Below are 20581 nucleotides of genomic sequence, written 5' to 3' on the forward strand. Positions count from 1 at the left end.
AAACAAATAATATATAAAGAAATGGAGATTGAAGGAAAAATTATAGTTGTTCTTCCTGCAAGAGAAGGCGTTTCTGCCAGAGGAACACAGTGGAAATCACAAGACTATGTAATAGAGACTCATGAGGCTTATCCAAAGAAATGTTGCTTCAATGTTTTCGGTGCAGACAAGATACAAATGTTCAATATTCAGAGTGGTGAGGAATTGCGTGTAAGTTTTGATATTGATGCACACGAATATCAAGGCCGTTGGTTCAATTCTTTGCGTGCTTGGAAAGTGGAGCGTATTGATCCGAATGCAGCTGCTGCACAAATGAATGCTACACAGGGAATGCCTTATACAGCTCCGGTTGCTGCGCCTCAGGCTCCAGTATCAGCAGAAACTCAGCCGGCTTCAGAGGCTGCTCCTTTCCCGCCGCAGCAAGAAGGTGAGAGTGAAGATGATTTACCGTTCTAATTATATAACGGGTAAGGTGCATTTATGTTTATTGTGATTATATCTGTTTCAGATTCATTGATCAATAAACATGGGTGAGGTTAAGAACTTTATATCCGGGGATTTAGGTTAGTGATTATTTATGAATGTAATCAACTTATTTGTTCTGTCCGGAATTAGATATTAAACGATAGGCATGGCATAAAATTTTATGTCATGCTTTTTGTTTTTATATAATGTCCTTTTTGTAAGGATATTTTGTCGTGTATTGTTGCTTTAAATGAATTTTGACGCTCTCAGATTTAATTATTTGTAATTGAGTCTTGTGTTTTGGACAAAAAGTAGTAAAATGTTATAATTTCAGTAATACGCTGATTGATAGAACTTTACGCCGTTTAGACCATCGCTGGATACTCCTTTTTATGCTAAAATCAATGCTTTAGCATTGCAAACTCAGTGGTTTTAGCTTGCAATTTGCCTGATTTTATAGCTCATAATCATTGTTTTATTCTCATAAATGGGTTGATTTTTTATGCTTAAATTCGAATAATGCAAATAAAAGTTAATAAATTGCGCGTATGTATAAGGTAAATTTAGAATTTATTATATGTTGATTTTCTAGATTGAAAAATATTTTTGTCCTGATTTTTTACTCTAAAATTGAAAGAGAATTGTTGTGATAATCATATATTAACTGATTCTGTTTTTATCGTATACTAAATGCCATAAAGTGTGGGCTTGGTACGCAAATGTGAAGATTTTCTGATGTGTAAGAGTATTGTGTGTTGTGTTTAAACAAAAAGAATGCTGGATTTAAGAAATAAATCCAGCATTCTTTTTTCATGTATATTAAGCATTCAGTTGCTTGATAACGTTATTATGTGCAACTTATTCTTTTATGTTAGGTTCTTCAAGTCCGAAGCCTTTCTTCTTGTCGAAAGCTTTAAGGGCGAAGCTTAGAATCAATGCCAGTACTCCTAATGATGCGAATATAAGCATCGGAACCAAGTAGCCGCCTGTAGCTTTCAGAGTCATACCTATTATAAGGGGAACGAAACATAGACCTATATTCTGTATCCAGAAAATAAGAGAGTATGCACTTCCTAAAATTACCGGGTCTATAATCTTCGGGACACTTGGCCATAATGCTGCGGGAACCAAAGAGAACGAAACGCCGAGAATTACTATAATGAGAAGTGCGAACCATTCGTTAGGATAGATTGGCAACAAGAATGCAAAGCTGAGGTGGCATGCTATCATTATAAGTGAACCGAGCATAAGCATTGTTGCGCCTTTTCCTTTGTGGTCAAGGAATGAACCAAGCACAGGAGTCAGTATCATTGCGAGAATCGGGAACCATCTGAACAAATCTGCTGCAGCTTCTTTCTCAATGTGCAGTGTTACTTCAAGATAGTTTGTTGCATATCTTTGGAATGGGAAGATTGCAGAATAGTAAAGTACACACAGTAATGCTACAATCCAGAACATCTTGCTGCTGAATATACGTCCGAGGTCGCTTACTTTAAATTCTTCAGTTGGTTCGTCTGAATTGGCTTCACCAAGCTGTTTGTCCAGTTTTGCGTCCATTACGGAGAACACAATAAAGTTGATAAGGCCGATAATCAAAAGAACGGTACAGAATGCTATCGGTGCCACAACAGAGTTGTCGAACTGTGTAGCAATTTTAGGTGAAACAGAGAATACTGCAAACACGCCAAGACGTGCAATAGCCATTTCAAGTCCCATTGCCAAGGCCATTTCTTTGCCCTTGAACCATTTTGCTATTGCTTTTGACACTGTTATACCTGCCATCTCACAGCCACAGCCGAACACCATGAAACCAAATGATGCCATTTTTGCACTTCCGGGCAGTGTTGTCCACCATGAGTCAAGCCAGCTGCACATGGCTGTTGCTTGGAACCAGTCGCTTACACCAATATATTTTATAGAGGCGCCTATAACCATTAATGATGTTGACAATATACCAGTGAATCTTATTCCGCACTTATCGAGGATGATACCTGCAAGGATAAGAAAACCACACACGTTAAGGATGTATTCCGAAGCAGCGTATGTTCCGAAAACTCCACTGTCCCAGCCTCTTTCTGATTCGATCAGCGACTGTAATGGCGACATTACGTCAACAAACATATAGGCAAAAAACATTGCCAATGCTATTAACACCAAAGCTGTCCAGCGCGCTGCGGCTGAATCATTCAGCTTTCTTTGAATTGCTTCTGTCATTGTTTTCTTTTATTTTTACTGTTAATTATTTCGGTGTTTAAATTATTTCAGCCAGCGGTCAAGCCAGTTGAAGAAAGTCCTTTGCCAGAGTACGCCATTTTGTGGCTTCAGCACCCAGTGGTTTTCATCGGGGAAAAGCAGAAGCTCAGCTGGAATACCTCTCATGCGAGCTGCATTAAATGCACCCATACCTTGGTTCGCATTGATGCGGTAGTCTTTTTCTCCGTGAATACACAATATTGGTGTGTCCCATTTGTCTACAAACTTGTGTGGTGAGTTGGCATATGTTCTCTTTGCATTTTCTGTCATGTCCTTGTTCCAGAAGGCATCATCATACTCCCAGTTGCTGAACCAAGCTTCTTCTGTATCAGTGTACATTGATTCTAGATTGAAAGCACCGTCATGAGCGATAAAACACTTGAAACGCTTGTTGTGATGTCCGGCAAGATAATATACGCTGAAGCCTCCGAAGCTTGCACCAACAGCACCGAGACGATCCTTGTCTACGAACGGGAGATTCTTGCATGCATCATCAATTGCACTTAGATAGTCATTCATGCACTGACCGGTCCAGTCGCCTGAAATTTCCTCATTCCATTCACTGCCGAAGCCTGGCAAACCTCTTCTGTTCGGAGCTATTACAACATAACCGTTGGCTGCCATTATCTGCATGTTCCATCGGTAGCTCCAAAATTGAGAAACAGGGCTTTGCGGACCGCCTTCGCAGAACAGTAGGGTAGGATACTTCTTTGTTTCATCGAAGTGTGCCGGAAGTATGATCCAATACATCATGTCTTTTCCGTCTGTTGTCTTTGTCCAGCGCTGCTGAATTTTGCCAAATGTCATCTGATCATACAGATGCTTATTTTCAAATGTTATTTGTTCAACTTTTGCTGTCTTTTCTTTTTTGCCAGGAGTTACGATGTATAACTCAGATGCTTGAGACATGCTGTGTCTCTCTGCTAGCAGCTTTTTGCCGTCATTAAGCATCTGAACTGAGCCATAATCATTCCAACCGTCTGTAAGTTGCATTACATTGCCCTTAAGATTGGTCTGATATATGTTCTCGCAACCATGCCAAATGCCGAGGAAATATAAAGTTTTTGAATCTGCAGACCAGCAGAAATCATCGACATTAGAGTCGAATGACTCTGTTGTATATGTCTTTTCCCCAGTTTTTAAGTTATAGACGCAAAGTCTGTTGCGGTCGCTTTCATATCCGTTGCGTGCCATGCTCAACCATGCGACATATTGGCCGTTTGGAGAGAATTTGGGATTTACGTCATATCCAGGGTTGTTTTTAAGATTTTCTTCAGAGTTAACAGCCTGGTTTTTCATAGACTTTGTCATGTTGATTTCAGGCTCTTTGTAATTTGCAGGCTTGCAAATATTTACAGTCTGTTTAGACTCTATATTATAAAGGTATATATCTGTGTCAGTTGAAATTGCATAATTTATTCCGGTCTTCTTTCTTGAAGTATATGCAATTGTTTTTGAGTCAGTGCTCCATGCTAGCTGCTCTGCACCTCCGAAAGGCTTAACAGGACATTCGTATGGTTCACCTTTCATTATATCAGTGCCTTCTCCAATGCCGTTTGACGTTACTTCAGCCAGATAAGGGTGGGGGATAGATTCAACATATTCATCCCAGTGTCTGTAATTCATATCTGTGATGACTCTTCCTGTTGTTAAAGGTAAGTCTTCCGGCTTTTCTTTTATAATTCCATGGTAAGGGATTTGTTTGATAAGTATAACATACTTTTCGTCAGGGGAAAATTTAAATCCGTCAATACCTGTTTTGTCGTTTGTAAGTTGCTTTCTGCCGCTTCCGTCAGAATTCATTTCCCATATTTGGCCGTCACATAAAAAAGCAATTTTCTGGCCGTCTTTTATCCATACTGCATCCGTCTCACTTTTTGCAGACGTAGTCAGCATTTTGTTATTCTTTCCATCAGAATCCATAATGTAGATTACCTGATGGCCTTTGTTTTGTTTTACACTGTAATAACCTACTTGGTAGATAATGTGTTTTCCATCTGGCGAGGCCTGTGCAGTGCCGATTCGACCCATTGCCCACAGAGCCTCTGGTGTCATTAGATCACTTTGTAAGGTGATGTTACTTTTACCGATGAAGCTCGCATTTTCTTGTGCGTTAACCGAACTACAACAAATTGAAAGTGCGGTTGCTAAGATTGTTGCTTTGTTCATAAATTTAGTGTTTTTAGAATATAGGGGCATACTTTTGCATGCCCCTATCAATTTATAAATGTGTTTTTTCCTATTTTCTCATTTTGTCTTGTGCCTCGCGTTGGCGTTTTAACTCCTCTGCCTGTTTTTGCATGGCTTCGAGTCTTGCCGCCAAGCCGCTCATCTTTTTAGGATTATTCTTGTTTTCCTGATATCTTGCTTCAAGAATACTCAACAATTTTTCATCATTTGTAGTCTTGCGCAAAGTCCACATGATGGCAGCACTGAAGAACAAAGATACAAAGTAATAGAAGTTAAGGCCTGATGAATAGTCGTTGAACATGAAGAAGAACATAACTGGCATCAGATAAGTCATCCATTGCATCATCTTCATTTGTTCAGCCTGAGCTCCGACCATTTGGTCTTTCTGCTGACGTATTGTCATTATTGAATACAAAACGTTTGCTACACAGAATAGAATACATGTTAAACTCAGGTGGTCACCTATGAGCCATATGTTGTTATGCCATTCGATTATCGGATCATATGTTGACAAGTCACTTATCCATAAGAAACTTTCACCACGTAGCTGTATCGCATTGGGGACAAAGTTGAACATGGCAATCCAGATAGGCATCTGTATTAACATTGGGAGACAGCCGCTCAATGGACTTACACCATATTTGGCGTATAGTGCCATCATTGCCTGCTGCTTCTGCATCTGGTCTTCAGGCTTGTTGTATTGTTTGGTCGCTTCTTCAAGTTTTGGTTTTAAAACTCTCATCTTTGCTGAAGACATGTAGCTCTTCTTGACCAAAGGATAAGTTATTACCTTAAGTAAAAGGGTAATCAATATAAGGACAATACCCATATTGATGTTCAAGCCTGTAAGCCAGTCGAACACGTATAAGGTGAACCAACGGTTAATTATACGGAACAAAGGCCATCCAAGATATACCAAGCGGTGAAGCTCTAAATCTTTGTTGAATGTGCTTTCTTTTTCAATCTTTTGCAACAGTCTGAAGTCGTTGGGACCATAATAGAATTCAAGTTCAGTTGAATTATTGCCTGTTGGGTCAAATGATGTCTTGACCTTTGCACCATATTGTTTCAGGTAGCCAGAACCTTTTTCCTGTGGAATGCTTGTCATTAATGAGTTTGTTCCCAAATCGTCCTTTGCAATCATTACTGCACTGAAGAACTGGTTCTTGAAGGCAACCCAGTCGATGGCGTCTTCTATTTTCTCATCAACCTTTTCACTTGTCTCGCTAATATAGTCAGTACCTCCATCCGTGAAATGATAAGTAAGAGATGCATACCGGTTCTCAAAGGTAAAGCCTTTTTCTTGTTGGCGGCAGTGGTCTGTCCATTCGATGTCAAGTTTGTTGTAGTTTGGTGAGAAAAGTCCGCTCATTCCATTTGCTTTTAAAGAGAAATGTAGCAGATAGTTCTTGCCAAGCTTATAATTCATTACTAAGGATCTTCCATTAGAGCCAACAGCAGTCATTGTAACTGTTGAGTCTGTAATGTTTGAAGGTGTAAAGTATAGATCGCTTGTTATGATATTTGTTTCTTTACCTTCAAGCATGAATTTTAAAGACTGATCTTTACTGTCAAAAAGAGTAAGGTCTTTATTGCCCTTGTTATCTTTAAAGTCCTTTATTACAGCTTTTTCAACAGTACCGCCTTTTGTGCTGAGTGTAAGCTCTAACTTTGAATTCTTCAAAATAATGTTTTGAGCTTTACCGCTTAACGACTTATAGAAAACAGCTGTAGTATCTGCATTTACATTATTTTGTGCATTCTGATTAGAGGCTTGTGCCTCAGCGTTACGGCTTTCTTCGGCTTTTTTCTTTGCAAGAGCTGTTATCGAGTCTTGCATACGTTGTTTGGCAATATCTTCTTCAGATGGTTGAGTATACCAGCTGAAGCCGATTAGCAGAGCAGCGATGAGAACAAAGCCAATGATTGTATTCTTATCCATCTTTTGTTTCTCTCTATGGTGTTATTTTTATTCTTTTACCTTTTAATAATATATCAATTTTTGCTTTTTTTGTTCTCTATAGCCTTTTTGATAAAATCAAGGAACAGCGGATGTGGATGAAGTACTGTGCTTGAATATTCCGGATGGAATTGTGTGCCGATATACCATTTCAATCCTGGTATTTCAACTATTTCAATCAGGTTGCTTTCCGGATTACGGCCAACACACTTCATTCCGGCTCTTTCGTATTCTTGTTCGAAATCGTTGTTAAATTCATAACGGTGACGATGACGCTCCTGGATATATTCTTTCTTATAGATATCGAATACGCGTGAGCCTTGTTTCAAAATACACTCATAAGCACCAAGCCGCATCGTGCCGCCCATGTTTGTGATGTTCTTCTGGTCTTCCATAATATCAATGACATTATGTTCTGTCTTCTCGTCCATCTCTCGACTGTTGGCATCTTCGTATCCAAGAACGTTACGTGCAAATTCAATTACCATCATTTGCATACCCAGACATATACCGAATGTTGGAATGTCATGTGTACGTGTGTAATGTGCGGCGACAATCTTTCCTTCTATTCCTCTTTGACCGAATCCCGGGCAAATAACAATGCCGTCCATATCTTTAAGCTTTTCGGCAACATTGTCTTCTGTAATCTTTTCGCTGTTTATGAATGTCGTTTTGACTTTGTAATCGTTATATGTTCCTGCCTGTGACAGACTCTCCAGGATACTCTTGTATGCATCCTGCAGGTCATATTTTCCAACAAGTCCGATATTTACGATTTCTGTTGCTTTATGTCTACGCTCCAAGAATGAACGCCATGGACCTAATGTCGGTGTTTCACCAACAGGTTCGCCCATTTTGCGCAATATCGTTTCGTCAAGCTTTTGTTCCTGCATCCTTACTGGAACTTCGTATATTGTCGGCATGTCGACACTTTGCACTACTGCGTCAGCGTCAACATTACAGAAGTTTGCAACTTTCTTTCTGATATTGTCGTTTATTGGATGCTCGGTTCTTAACACAAGGATATCCGGTTGGATACCAACGCTTTGCAGCTCTTTGACTGAGTGCTGAGTCGGTTTTGTCTTTAATTCTTTGGCTGCAGCCAAATAAGGAATATAAGTAAGATGGACACAAAGAGCCCTCTTGCCAAGTTCCCATTTTAGCTGTCTGATACTTTCTAAGAAAGGCAAGCCTTCAATATCTCCTACTGTACCTCCGATTTCTGTAATTACGAAGTCATAGTTGTTCTTCTTGCCAAGCAACATTACGTTGCGCTTTATTTCATCTGTGATATGGGGGATTACCTGTATTGTCTTTCCCAAATAGTCGCCACGGCGCTCTTTGTCTATGACGGCCTTATATATACGGCCTGTTGTAAGGTTATTGGCTTTGGTTGTCTGAATACCGGTAAAACGTTCGTAATGTCCGAGGTCAAGGTCTGCCTCGTGGCCATCCACTGTTACATAACATTCGCCATGTTCATAAGGGTTCAGCGTACCCGGGTCAATGTTGATGTATGGGTCGAACTTTTGGATTGTGATGTTGTATCCTCTGGCCTGAAGAAGTTTGCCTATTGATGACGATATTATTCCTTTTCCAAGAGAGGAAGCTACACCGCCGGTAACGAATATATACTTTGTCTCTGCCACGATTATAATATTTTGGTTATTTATTAATACTAATATACAAGGTGCAAAATTAAGAAAAAATGCTGATATGCCAAAATTATAATCTCTTAATTTTAATAGTTTCGTGTGTGTTGAAAAAAACAGCCATTAATGTTCTGTTTTTGAATATTAATACTAACTTTGCACGCAAAAAGTGCTAAAAGTATGAAACATAAGCAAATATTGATATTAATAATCTTGGAGTTCTTCTGTGCGGTGTCTTGTTTCGGAGCGCCTATTAAGCATCATAATGGCCGAAACATAAGCAGAGATTCTTTCATCGTGGCTTCGTATATTGATTCGCTTAAAGCGTGTAAAGTCCATATGGATTCTTTAATGTATGCAGCTGATACTTTGGATGATAATGCAGGATCTGATGCCCGCTTTTTCCGCGTTTTTGCTCCTCTGACATTTTATTATTCTGTAGCTGGTCATACTTTTAGCATTAATGATAAGTACAAGGGTGTTGATGATGTGAGCAGCGCTATTGACGATGCGTTGATGTCTGTTTATGTTAATCATCCGGAATATGTCGTAAATACGGAAAGTGACTTAAGCAAAATAGGCTCTTTGCATGAAGAGATAACTTCGCCAATACGTCATAAGGTTGATTATTCTAGGGAAGAAGCTTCTGCACCGGACGTAAGCCTTGACACTCCTGTTGAAATTGTCATAGAGAAACCGAACTTTTGGACTTTTGGCGGTGACTACTATTTGCAGTTCCTGCAAAATTATGTCTCAAGTAACTGGTATAAAGGTGGCGAAAGCAATTATTCGATGGTTGCAAGTACCACGCTACAAGCGAATTACAATAATAAACAAAAGGTTAAGTTTGAAAATAAACTTGAGCTTAAATTAGGATTTCAGACCTCAAGCGGAGACACCCTGCATAACTTTAAGACTACAGAGGACCTTATAAGATATACGGGCAAATTGGGACTTCAGGCAAGCAAGAATTGGTATTATACATTGCAGCTTATCGCATATACCCAGTTTATGCGTGGCTATAAGAGCAACGATCCTGAGGTGTATTCAGATATTTTATCGCCGTTGAATATAAACTTGTCTTTGGGTATGAGCTATTCGGTAAACGCTTTTAACGGAAAACTAACAGGATCTTTGCAGATGGCTCCTATTGCATACAACTTCAGATATGTCGGACGAAAATCGCTTGCAACAAGATATGGACTAGAGGAAGGTTCGCATACAATGAATGATGTGGGTTCTGAATGTACGATAGATTTGACATGGGCTTTTTCGGATTTGATTAAATGGAAGACTCGTCTTTATGGTTATACGACTTATGAACGAACTGAAGTAGAATGGGAAAACACCTTTACATTCCAGTTTAATAAATATATCTCGACAAATATCTTCATATATCCGAGATTTGACGACGGATCGTCAGTGCGCCATGATGACTATGGATATTGGCAGTTTAAAGAATATGCCTCAATAGGTTTTGCATATTCATTTTGATGTGAATAAGGTTAGTGATGAATATTCTTATGATATAATGATAATAAAAAAGGGAGCATTGAGCTCCCTTTCTTATTTATTTTGCTTCTTCCATTGTGCCTTCTACATATAAGCGCACAATTTCATTCTTTGCGTTAGACTTTATCGTGATTGATTTCTTAAAATGTCCTGGAAATTTGCCTTTGCCGTTGTATGTCACTGTCACTGTTCCTTTTCCGCCGGGAGCTATTGGAGCTTTAGTGTATGATGGAACTGTGCATCCACAGCTGGCCATTGCTTGGTTTATTACGAGTGGGGCGTCTCCCACGTTGGTAAAGTTAAATGTACACTTTTGTACGGGATTACTTTCTGAAAATTTGCCGAAATTATAAGTTTGCTTGTCAAACTTAATTTCTGCCGTCTTTTGTGCTGCTGCATTGCTTATGCAAAGTATCAGCAACATTGAAATGAATAGGATCTTTTTCATTTTTATTCGGTTAATAATAATTTTTTGCAGCAAATTTACATCTTTTTTTTATAAAATATATAATCGATGGTTTATTTTGTGTTAATTAATTATGATTTGATTGTAAAATTATATTCAAATTCGTTTTGTAATATATTTTTGTCAAACGGGGTAGTTGGCTGCATGTTTTATGGGCATGCCATTTCGTGCCTGTTTTTATCAGTTCTAGGATAAAGGGGAAATATCTTTAATTATTTTGGTTTGGGATGATTGCGCGATTATTCGTTTTAGCCTTAATTTGTAAATTGTATTTTTAAGTCTGGTATGGTAAAATTTTATTACTGATTTTGTGCTATTATTTTGCAAAAAGTTTTCTCTAAAATAGAAAAAGCGTCGTAACATAAATTAAATGTTGGTGGACGTTTTTCGTGTTTTTATAACCTTTTTTATTGCTTTCGTGGTCGAAGTCTGTGTGATGTTATTGTTTTTAGGCGTAAATTCATTGTTTTTTATCGGTTAAAGCATTGCTTTTGTGTCCTGAAACCATGCTTTTTGCTGTGTAAAAGGGCATGTTTTGTACTGGAGAATGTATCAGGTAATTAGATATTCTGTGTTAACCCATTGATATGTAGTGAAATACGAAAAATGAGGTTTTTCGCTATTTTCTAAAGGAAATACATTCATGTAAAAAATAATGGCGTTTTCAGAAGCTTTTAATCAAAAAGTTTTCTGTTTTTTTAATGCATTTATTATAATTGTCAGAGAGATGTTTGCGAGTTGCTCGCTAGTTTGCAATTTTGAATTTTTTGGCTGATAGTGCTTCGTATTTGTTCCTCTAAAAGTTGGAGATTTTTTGTGTTCTTCATCTTAAAAAGAATTATCTGTATTAGCCGGTGAACGGATACCAGCTCGGTTTAAACAGTTGAATTTTATACTATCATAGAGTGTAATTTTACTTTTCGCCATTTAAAATTTGTTCATTCGGTCATTTTTTGTACTTTTGCATCATAATTAAAGTAATTTGTAAGTTTATGTATAGAACAAATACATGTGGGGAATTGCGCTTGTCTGATGCAGGCAAGACAGTTACTCTGGCCGGATGGGTTCAGCGCATCCGTAAAATGGGCGGAATGACATTTGTCGATATCCGTGACCGATATGGTATTACACAGCTTGTCTTTAATGAAAACGACAATGTTGAGCTGTGTGCTGCAGCCAACAAGCTTGGACGTGAGTTTTGTATACAGGCTACAGGACTTGTCAACGAACGTGAGAGCAAGAACAAGAATCTGCCTACTGGTGATATAGAGATTATCGTCTCTGAGATGAATGTCCTGAGTGAAAGCATCACGCCGCCGTTTACAATAGAGGATAATACAGATGGTGGTGATGATATAAGAATGAAATATCGCTATTTGGACTTGCGCCGTTCATGCGTCCGCAAGAATCTTGAATTGCGCCACCGTATGACAATATTGATACGCAACTTCTTGGATTCGAAAGATTTTATTGAGGTTGAGACACCTATATTAATAGGTAGCACTCCTGAGGGTGCACGAGATTTTGTTGTGCCTTCACGCATGAATCCAGGACAGTTCTACGCATTGCCACAAAGTCCGCAGACTCTGAAGCAGTTGCTTATGGTGAGCGGATTTGACAGATACTTCCAGATAGCAAAGTGCTTCCGTGACGAAGATCTTCGTGCCGACCGTCAGCCTGAGTTCACACAGATAGACTGTGAGATGTCTTTTGTTGATCAGGATGATGTTATCAATCTTTTTGAAGATATGGCACGCCATTTGTTTAAGGAAATACGTGGTGTGGAATTACCGGCCAAACTACAGCAAATGACATGGCATGAGGCAATGTGCAGATTTGGAAGCGATAAGCCCGATTTGCGTTTTGGAATGGAATTCGTTGAACTAATGGATACTCTAAAGGGCACAGGCTCGTTCGAGGTGTTCAATAGTGCAGAATATATTGGCGGAATCTGTGTGCCGGGCTGTGCTTCTTATACAAGAAAGCAGATAGATCAGCTGACTGATTTTGTCAAGAAACCGCAAGTTGGCGCTAAAGGACTTGTTTGGGTTAAGTTTAATGAAGACGGTTCTGTAAAAAGCAGCATAGATAAGTTCTATGATGCAGATGTCTTGCAGAAACTTAAAGAAGTGATGGGTGCAGGTAATGGTGACCTGGTATTGATTCTTAGTGGTGATAATGCAAACAAGACACGTGTTCAGCTCTGTAGCCTTAGATTGGAAATGGGCGACAGGCTTGGCTTGCGTGACAAGAATAAATTTGAATGTCTGTGGATTATTGACTTCCCGCTGTTTGAGTGGAGCGATGAGGAACAGCGCCTGATGTCTACTCATCATCCGTTTACAATGCCAAATCCTGATGATATTCCATTATTGGAAGAGCATCCGGAAAGAGTGCGTGCTAAGGCGTATGATTTCGTTTGCAATGGTATTGAATTGGGTGGAGGAAGCCTTCGTATCCATGACGGACGTCTGCAAGAGCGTATGTTTAAGATATTGGGCTTCACGCCGGAGCGTGCGATGGCTCAGTTCGGCTTCTTGATAAATGCATTTAAGTATGGCGCACCTCCTCATGCAGGATTGGCTTTTGGCCTTGACCGTTTTGTTTCTGTAATGGCAGGATTAGACAGTATACGTGATTGTATTGCGTTCCCGAAGAATAACAGTGGACGTGATGTCATGTTGGATGCACCGTCTGCTCTTGATGAGAAACAGCTGGATGAGCTGCAGATAAAGGTTGATTTAAGTCAAGAAAATTGATATTAAAAAAGCACTTAATGTGTTGAATACGATTTTTCTTGATAAAATTTTTAATAATTTGAATAAAATCACTATATTTGCATCGAGAATTTGAAAAGATTGTATGTCTTTTAGACATTGTCGATCTTAATGTGTTTTACTTGAATTATGACAGAGAAGAACGTAAGTGTAAGAAAGACAGCTGCAACAAAAGCTGTTGAGAAGAAAGCAGCACCGAAGAGAAGTACTGCAAAGAAAGTTGAATTAGAGATTAATGCAGAAACAGTAGGATTTAAGGCTGGCGATGTATATCAGGCCTTAGCTACAGCTGAAAAGCCCTTGAGCGTTGCTGAGATTGCTAAAGCAGCTAAAATTACCACAGAAGAGACTTTGCTCGGTATGGGCTGGCTCTTTAAAGAGGGTAAGATAAAAGATGCAGAGAACAAGATTACATTAGCTTAATCTGTAGAAAGAATATTTAAAAAGGGCTGGTAATATTTTCTTACCGGTCCTTTTTTATTATCATAATACTATGAGCTACGACCGCGATATCATCTTTATTCTTAACGAGGCCGGGCCTAAAGGCTTGAGCGTGAAAAAGATAGCAAGGCATGTCTATAATCATAACAACGGATTCTTCAATGTCGTGTCGTTTGAAGACGTCTACCGTTATGTTTCGTCATATTTGATCCGTACAAGTAAAGTGCCTGATTCTATTATTGAGAAGACAGATGAGCGTGGAGTGTATCGTATCAATAATTCTTCTAAAATGTCTCTTCAACTGCAATTTGAATTTTGTGATGACGAAGAAAAAGAAGAGCCTGAAAATAAACATGAAGACTTGTCTTTGTCATTATTTTAAGACACTTTAAGATACAAAAAAATCATAAATTCAAGGGAAATGCATTTCTAAATCGTCTTTAATATAAAAAGTATTTTTATTATGTCTGGTAGATATTTGTTAGGTTTTGATGTCGGAAGCTCTTCAGTAAAGGCATCTTTAGTAGATTCAGATAGCGGCGTATGTGTCGCATCAGCATTTTATCCAGAAAAGGAAGCACCTATCATAGCCGTGAAATCTGGTTGGGCTGAACAAGATCCTCAAATGTGGTGGGATAATGCAAAACTCAGCTTGAAAAAGGTTATGGCAGATTCATCTGTTAAAGGTGAAGATATTAAGGCAATTGGTATATCTTATCAGATGCATGGCCTTGTGTGTGTTGATAAGAATCAGAATGTATTGAGGCCTTCTATAATTTGGTGTGATTCTCGAGCTGTGCCTTATGGTGAAAAAGCTTTTGAAAATATAGGACCAAAAGAGTGTCTTGGTCATTTGCTTAATTCGCCGGGTAATTTTACGGCTTCTAAGCTTGCATGGGTGAAAGAGAATGAACCGCAGCTGTTCGAGAAGATATATAAGATAATGTTGCCTGGTGATTACATCGCAATGAAACTGAGCGGTACTATTAATACTACCATCAGCGGATTGAGTGAAGGCATGTTATGGGACTTTAAGAATAAAAAAGTTGCAAAATTCCTGTTGGATTATTTCGGTTTTGATGAAAGCTTAATTGCTGACATTGTGCCGACGTTTAGTATTCAGAGTGAAGTCTCAGAGGCCGCTGCAAATGAATTAGGCTTGAAGGCAGGAACACCTATTAGTTATAGGGCGGGTGATCAACCTAATAACGCTCTTAGCCTTAATGTGTTTAATCCGGGTGAAATCGCGTCTACAGCTGGTACTTCAGGTGTCGTTTATGGCGTTTTGGGCGAAGCTAATTATGACATTAAGAGTCGAGTTAATACTTTTGCCCATGTTAATTACCAAAAGGATATGGAACGTCTTGGCGTTTTGTTGTGTATTAATGGAACAGGAATATTAAACGCTTGGATGCGCCGTAATGTTGCACCTGAAGGAATTTCATATTCAGATATGAATGATATGATGGCAAGTGTTCCGGTAGGAAGTGATGGAATAACAATCATTCCTTTTGGCAATGGAGCTGAGCGTGTGCTTGAGAATAAAGAGATCGGCTGCTCTATCCATGGCGTAAATTTCAACAAGCATGGCAAAGCCCACCTGATGCGTGCAGCACAGGAAGGTATTGTCTTCAGTTTCTGTTATGGTATGGAGGTAATGCAGCAGATGGGTATGGATATACATAAAATACATGCAGGTAAAGCCAATATGTTCTTAAGTGAGTTGTTCCGTAATACCTTAGCTGGAGTTAGTGGCGCTACAATAGAACTTTATGAAACAGACGGAAGTGTAGGAGCTGCCAAGGGAGCCGGTATGGGTTGTGGCATATATAAAGATCATGATGAAGCTTTTGCAACATTGAAGAAGTTGGCAGTTATAGAGCCGGATGAAAAACGACGTGCTGAATATTTGCAGGCTTATTCATTATGGAAAGAGACTTTATTGCAACAAATTAATCATTGATTAGTAATTTCGAGATATAATTATTTAGGTTTAATAAATTAATAAATAACGGTTATGGTAAAAGAGTATTTTCCGCAGATAGGAAAAATTAAATTTGAAGGTAAGGATAGTAATAATCCTTTAGCTTATCATTATTATGATGCTGAAAAAGTAATAATGGGTAAGAAGATGAAAGATTGGTTGAAGTTTGCAATGGCTTGGTGGCATACATTAGGCGCAGCAAGCGGTGACCAGTTTGGTGGCGGAACACGTACATATGCATGGGATGAAAAAGCTGATGCAGTTGAGCGTGCTAAGGACAAGATGGATGCCGGATTTGAAATAATGGACAAACTTGGCATAGAATATTTCTGCTTCCATGATGTTGACTTGGTTGACGAGGGTGAGACTATCGAGGAATATGAAGCTCGTATGAAGGCAATCACTGATTATGCTCTTGAAAAGATGAAGGGCACAAATATCAAATTGCTGTGGGGTACTGCAAACGTTTTTGGTAATAAGAGATACATGAATGGTGCTGCAACTAATCCTGACTTTGATGTTGTTGCACGTGCCGCTGTGCAGATAAAGAACGCTATTGATGCAACAATAAAGCTTGGAGGTGCAAACTATGTATTCTGGGGTGGTCGCGAAGGCTATATGAGCCTTTTGAACACTCAGATGCAGCGTGAGAAAGAGCATCTTGCAAATATGCTGAAAGCTGCTCGTGATTATGCTCGCTCAAAAGGATTCACAGGAACATTCTTGATTGAACCTAAACCAATGGAGCCGACAAAGCATCAGTATGATGTTGATACAGAGACTGTTATCGGATTCCTCCGCGCACATGGTCTTGAAAAAGATTTCAAGGTTAATATTGAGGTAAACCATGCAACACTTGCAGGTCATACATTTGAGCATGAACTTGCTGTTGCTGTTGACAATGGTATGCTTGGAAGCATTGATGCTAACCGTGGTGATAATCAGAATGGATGGGATACAGACCAGTTCCCAATTGATAACTGGGAGCTTACTCAGGCAATGATGCAGATTATTCGTAATGGCGGATTAGGAAACGGTGGTTCTAACTTTGATGCTAAATTGCGTCGTAATTCAACAGATCCAGAGGATATCTTCATTGCTCATATCAGCGGAATGGATGCTATGGCCCGTGCTTTGGAGAATGCAGCAAATCTGATTGAGAACTCTCCAATTTGTGACATGGTTAAGGAGCGTTATTCTTCATTCGATTCTGGTAAGGGTAAGGAATTTGAAGAAGGCAAACTTTCTCTTGAGGATATTGTAGCATATGCAAAAGAGAAGGGTGAGCCAAAGCAGACTTCTGGCAAGCAGGAGTTGTATGAAACTATTGTTAGCTGGTATTGCAAATAAATATTGAATTAATAGATTTGTGCAGACGATATAAAACGGCTGCACAAAATCTTTTGGCGTATTTAATGTCATTGTAGATAAGTTCACTTGTCTAAATTGACGACAGCCGCAAAGAAAAATCCATATCAACATTCAGTGCTGATATGGATTTTTATTTTGTTTCTACCTATTGTCTTGCCAATCTATATTGGTAAACTTGTTCCTTATAAGGAAATATGGCTATTTATAAATTCAGTTTTTATGATTGATGCAAATTCCTCGTTTGTACCATTCGTAAAGTTTGTGGATGCCCTCATCTATCTCTATTTTATGATGCCATCCAAGATTGTGCAGTTTTGTAACATCTGTAAGCTTTCTTGGAGTTCCGTCTGGTTTTGTCGCATCCCATAATAGTTGTCCTTTAAAGCCAATTTCATGCATTACTTTTTCTGCAACATCACGTATGCTTATTTCTTTACCGGTGCCGACATTAATGTGACAGTTTCTGATTTCTTTATCATTAGGCGAGTATGTGTCTTTGAAATCTACGTTTAATAAAACATAAACGCTTGCGTCTGCCATTTCTTCACTCCAGAGAAATTCTCTCATTGGACTTCCTGTGCCCCATAATGTTACGGCCTGTGGCGTTATTCCGAATTTATCAAGAATATTTAGTATTTCCTCATTCGTGTTTTGTCCACATACTCCTTCAACAGGTCTTAAGTTTAAGTCTTTGCGAACTGCTTCCCAATTGTTTTCGTTAAGGCATTTTGCCAAATAAATTTTACGTAACATAGCAGGCAGAACATGACTATTTTCAAGATGGAAGTTGTCATTTGGACCATAAAGGTTTGTCGGCATTACTGCAATGTAATTGCATCCATATTGCAGACTGAAACTTTCACACATCTTTAAACCCGCAATCTTTGCTATTGCATATGGCTCGTTTGTGTATTCAAGTTCAGATGTTAGAAGGGCATTTTCCTTCATGGGCTGTTGTGCCATTTTTGGGTAAATGCATGTACTTCCTAAGAACAACAATTTTTTAACATTGTGCTTGAAACTTTCGCCAATGACATTTTGTTGTATTTGAAGATTTTGATAGATGAAGTCTGCCCTGTAATTAAGGTTGGCCATGATGCCTCCAACATGTGCAGCTGCTAACACTACAGCTTCTGGACGTTCTTCGTCAAAAAAACTTTTAACAGCAACTGGGTCAAGTAAGTCTAGTTCCTTATGCGTGCGTCCAACCAGATTGTTATACCCCCTTTGCTTAAGATTATTCCAAATTGCAGACCCCACTAGTCCGTGGTGGCCTGCAACGAATATTTTTGTATTTTTGTCTAACATCTTTATTCTGCCATTTGTGCTTTGATATAGAGTTTTTTCACAAACTTCATATCGTGTTGTACCATTATTCTTATTAATTCATGGAATGATGTTTTTGTTGGATTCCATCCGAGAATCTTTTTTGCCTTTGCCGGATTTCCTAATAGTTGGTCTACCTCACACGGGCGGAAGTATTTTGGGTCAACTTCAACTATTGTCTTGCCAGTCTTGGTGTCAATACCTTTTTCGTTGACACCTTCACCTTCCCAACGGAGTTCTATGCCTGCTTCTTTGAATGCTAATGTACAGAATTCTCTTACAGTGTGCATTTCTCCTGTAGCAATGACAAAGTCGTCCGGCTCTGGTTGCTGTAGAATGAGCCACATGCATTCAACGTAGTCGCGTGCATATCCCCAGTCTCGTTGTGCATCAAGATTGCCGAGATACAATTTGTCCTGGAATCCTTGAGCAATACGGCAGGCTGCAAGAGTTATTTTTCTTGTAACGAAGTTTTCTCCTCTGCGTTCACTTTCATGGTTGAAAAGAATACCATTGCAACAATACATATTATAGCTTTCGCGATAGTTTTTCATAATCCAGAAGCCATAGAGTTTGGCTACAGAATATGGAGATCGGGGGTAGAATGGGGTTGTTTCAGTTTGCGGCACTTCCTGAACTTTTCCATAAAGTTCAGATGTTGAAGCCTGATATATTCGGCATGTCTTGTCTAGTCCGCAAATGCGTACTGCCTCAAGCAGTCTTAATACGCCTACAGCATCTGTATCTGCTGTATATTCTGGAACATCGAAAGAAACTTTAACATGACTTTGTGCCGCTAGATTATATATTTCGGTTGGTTTGATTTCTGCAATTATACGTATTAATGATGACGAGTCGGTCATATCAGCCCAATGCAGGTTTACAAGTCTTGATTTCTTCATGTCTCTTACCCATTCATCCAGATATAGATGTTCAATACGTCCTGTATTGAATGAAGACGAACGGCGGAGCAGTCCATGAACTTCGTATCCTTTTTCAATTAGAAATTCGGCAAGGAAAGAACCGTCCTGACCGGTTATACCGGTAATTAATGCAATCTTTTTTTCCATTTTAATCTTTTGTGTCTTTAATTATTTATTGTCGCTTGAAAATTGTTTTATACGCTGTTCTTCAGACAACTTGCAAATTAAAAGCTTGTTTCCGTCGTCTGCAACAATGTATCCGTCTAGTCCTTGAATAACTACTTTCTTTTTGTCTAGAGTATGTACGATGCAGTTGTGGGTATCAAAAAGCGAGACATTTTCTCCAATTACTCCATTGCCATAAAGATCTTTTTTTGTTTGAACAAGCAATGAGCCCCATGTGCCGAGATCGCTCCAGCCAAAATCAGCGGGACATACGAATATTTCCTCGGCTTTTTCCATAATTGCATAGTCAACCGATATGTTTTCGCACTCAGGGAATCTTAAGTCGATTTCTTCCTGCTCTTTAGGAGTGCCATATACAGGCTGCAGGCTTTCGAAAATTTTGCTTATTGCAGGCTGATAAATGCGGAATGCATTTACGATAGTGTTGACGCTCCAAATGAATATTCCTGCATTCCAGAAATAACTTTTGTTTTGGATATATTTTTTTGCTGTTTCTAAGTCTGGCTTTTCTCGGAAAGAATCAACTCTGAATATTTCTTTATTCCGTGGAGAGCATGACGACAGGTCAGCCTGAATATATCCATAACCTGTTTCCGGGCGCGTAGGTTTCATTCCAAGAGTTATTATCGCATCTGTTTCACTAGTGAATTTGAGGCATTGAGATATGACTCTTTTAAACTCTTCGCAATTTGTAACTATATGGTCGCTTGGTGTGACAACAATATTGGCATTACGGTCTTTGGATTTTATTCTCCAACTCACGTATGCTATACATGGAGCAGTGTTGCGTCTGCATGGCTCACATAAAATGTTGGTAACCGGAATTTCCGGCAGTTGTTCTAAAACTAAGTCTTTATAGCTGCGGTTTGTTACAACCCATACGTTTTCAGGAGAACATATTCCCTTGAATCTGTCGAATGTTAGTTGTAGCAGGGAGCGTCCTACTCCTAATACATCTATAAACTGTTTGGGTTTTTCTGTTGTACTCATTGGCCAAAAACGGCTGCCAACCCCGCCAGCCATTATGACTAAGTGATTATTATTATAAGCCATAAATTAAATAATGTAAAAATTA

General features: G+C 39.0%; 15 protein-coding genes. 7 read left to right on the forward strand and 8 right to left on the reverse strand.

Going from position 1 to position 20581, the window contains the following annotated elements; all coding sequences use genetic code 11:
* The first annotated feature begins 21 nt into the window (after positions 1-21).
* Positions 22-456 (forward strand): DUF3127 domain-containing protein, encoded by a 435-nt coding sequence (locus ACU52_RS05840; RefSeq protein ID WP_021854611.1) that lies wholly within the window; start codon positions 22-24, stop codon positions 454-456.
* 867 nt (positions 457-1323) lie between these two features.
* On the opposite strand, the gene ACU52_RS05845 is transcribed toward ACU52_RS05840, so the two are convergent.
* The 4 genes from ACU52_RS05845 to ACU52_RS05860 form a co-directional block, all read right to left on the reverse strand.
* Positions 1324-2679, reverse strand: a complete 1356-nt coding sequence (locus tag ACU52_RS05845; protein WP_021854610.1) for an MFS transporter — start codon at positions 2677-2679, stop codon at positions 1324-1326.
* Positions 2680-2721: 42 nt separating this feature from the next.
* Positions 2722-4887, reverse strand: a complete 2166-nt coding sequence (locus ACU52_RS05850) for a dipeptidyl-peptidase Dpp5 (protein WP_053398102.1) — start codon at positions 4885-4887, stop codon at positions 2722-2724.
* A 70-nt stretch (positions 4888-4957) separates the two neighbouring features.
* Positions 4958-6850: a membrane protein insertase YidC gene (yidC, locus tag ACU52_RS05855; protein WP_053398103.1), complete on the reverse strand. Its 1893-nt coding sequence runs from the start codon at positions 6848-6850 to the stop codon at positions 4958-4960.
* A 53-nt stretch (positions 6851-6903) separates the two neighbouring features.
* On the reverse strand, positions 6904-8517 hold the full coding sequence (locus ACU52_RS05860; protein WP_021854607.1) for a CTP synthase: 1614 nt from the start codon (positions 8515-8517) through the stop codon (positions 6904-6906).
* Positions 8518-8859: 342 nt separating this feature from the next.
* On the opposite strand from ACU52_RS05860, the gene ACU52_RS05865 reads away from it, so the two are divergent.
* Positions 8860-10014 (forward strand): DUF3078 domain-containing protein, encoded by a 1155-nt coding sequence (locus ACU52_RS05865; protein ID WP_239684879.1) that lies wholly within the window; start codon positions 8860-8862, stop codon positions 10012-10014.
* A 76-nt stretch (positions 10015-10090) separates the two neighbouring features.
* Here ACU52_RS05865 and ACU52_RS05870 read toward each other — a convergent pair whose 3' ends face one another.
* The gene (locus tag ACU52_RS05870; RefSeq protein ID WP_053398104.1) at positions 10091-10480 is read right to left on the reverse strand and encodes a DUF1573 domain-containing protein; all 390 of its coding nucleotides are present in this window, start codon (positions 10478-10480) and stop codon (positions 10091-10093) included.
* Positions 10481-11490: 1010 nt separating this feature from the next.
* Between ACU52_RS05870 and aspS the strand changes: the two genes are divergently transcribed.
* From aspS to xylA, 5 genes are all read left to right on the forward strand, one after another.
* Complete coding sequence (gene aspS, locus ACU52_RS05875) at positions 11491-13257, forward strand: aspartate--tRNA ligase (RefSeq protein ID WP_053398105.1); 1767 nt, start codon at positions 11491-11493, stop codon at positions 13255-13257.
* Between the two features lie 147 nt (positions 13258-13404).
* A complete protein-coding gene (locus ACU52_RS05880; protein WP_053398106.1) occupies positions 13405-13698 on the forward strand; it encodes a winged helix-turn-helix domain-containing protein in 294 nt (97 codons plus the stop codon).
* A 70-nt stretch (positions 13699-13768) separates the two neighbouring features.
* Positions 13769-14098 carry a hypothetical protein gene (locus tag ACU52_RS05885; protein ID WP_021854602.1) on the forward strand — a complete coding sequence of 110 codons (330 nt, stop codon included), beginning with the start codon at positions 13769-13771 and terminating at the stop codon, positions 14096-14098.
* 81 nt (positions 14099-14179) lie between these two features.
* Complete coding sequence (locus ACU52_RS05890) at positions 14180-15679, forward strand: xylulokinase (RefSeq protein ID WP_021854601.1); 1500 nt, start codon at positions 14180-14182, stop codon at positions 15677-15679.
* A 54-nt stretch (positions 15680-15733) separates the two neighbouring features.
* Positions 15734-17050: a xylose isomerase gene (gene xylA / locus ACU52_RS05895; RefSeq protein ID WP_021854600.1), complete on the forward strand. Its 1317-nt coding sequence runs from the start codon at positions 15734-15736 to the stop codon at positions 17048-17050.
* Positions 17051-17281: 231 nt separating this feature from the next.
* Here the strand turns inward: xylA and ACU52_RS05900 are convergent, their stop codons facing one another.
* Genes ACU52_RS05900 through ACU52_RS05910 form a run of 3 tightly spaced genes read right to left on the reverse strand, consistent with a single transcriptional unit; the run spans position 17282 to position 20559 of the window.
* Positions 17282-18379: a GDP-L-fucose synthase family protein gene (locus tag ACU52_RS05900; RefSeq protein ID WP_053398107.1), complete on the reverse strand. Its 1098-nt coding sequence runs from the start codon at positions 18377-18379 to the stop codon at positions 17282-17284.
* 2 nt (positions 18380-18381) lie between these two features.
* The gene (gene gmd, locus ACU52_RS05905) at positions 18382-19467 is read right to left on the reverse strand and encodes a GDP-mannose 4,6-dehydratase (RefSeq protein ID WP_021854598.1); all 1086 of its coding nucleotides are present in this window, start codon (positions 19465-19467) and stop codon (positions 18382-18384) included.
* Positions 19468-19488: 21 nt separating this feature from the next.
* The gene (locus ACU52_RS05910) at positions 19489-20559 is read right to left on the reverse strand and encodes a mannose-1-phosphate guanylyltransferase (protein WP_053398108.1); all 1071 of its coding nucleotides are present in this window, start codon (positions 20557-20559) and stop codon (positions 19489-19491) included.
* Positions 20560-20581 lie beyond the last annotated feature (22 nt).

It is taken from the genome of Xylanibacter rarus (assembly GCF_001275135.1).
Classification (GTDB): Bacteria; Bacteroidota; Bacteroidia; order Bacteroidales; family Bacteroidaceae; genus Prevotella; species Prevotella rara.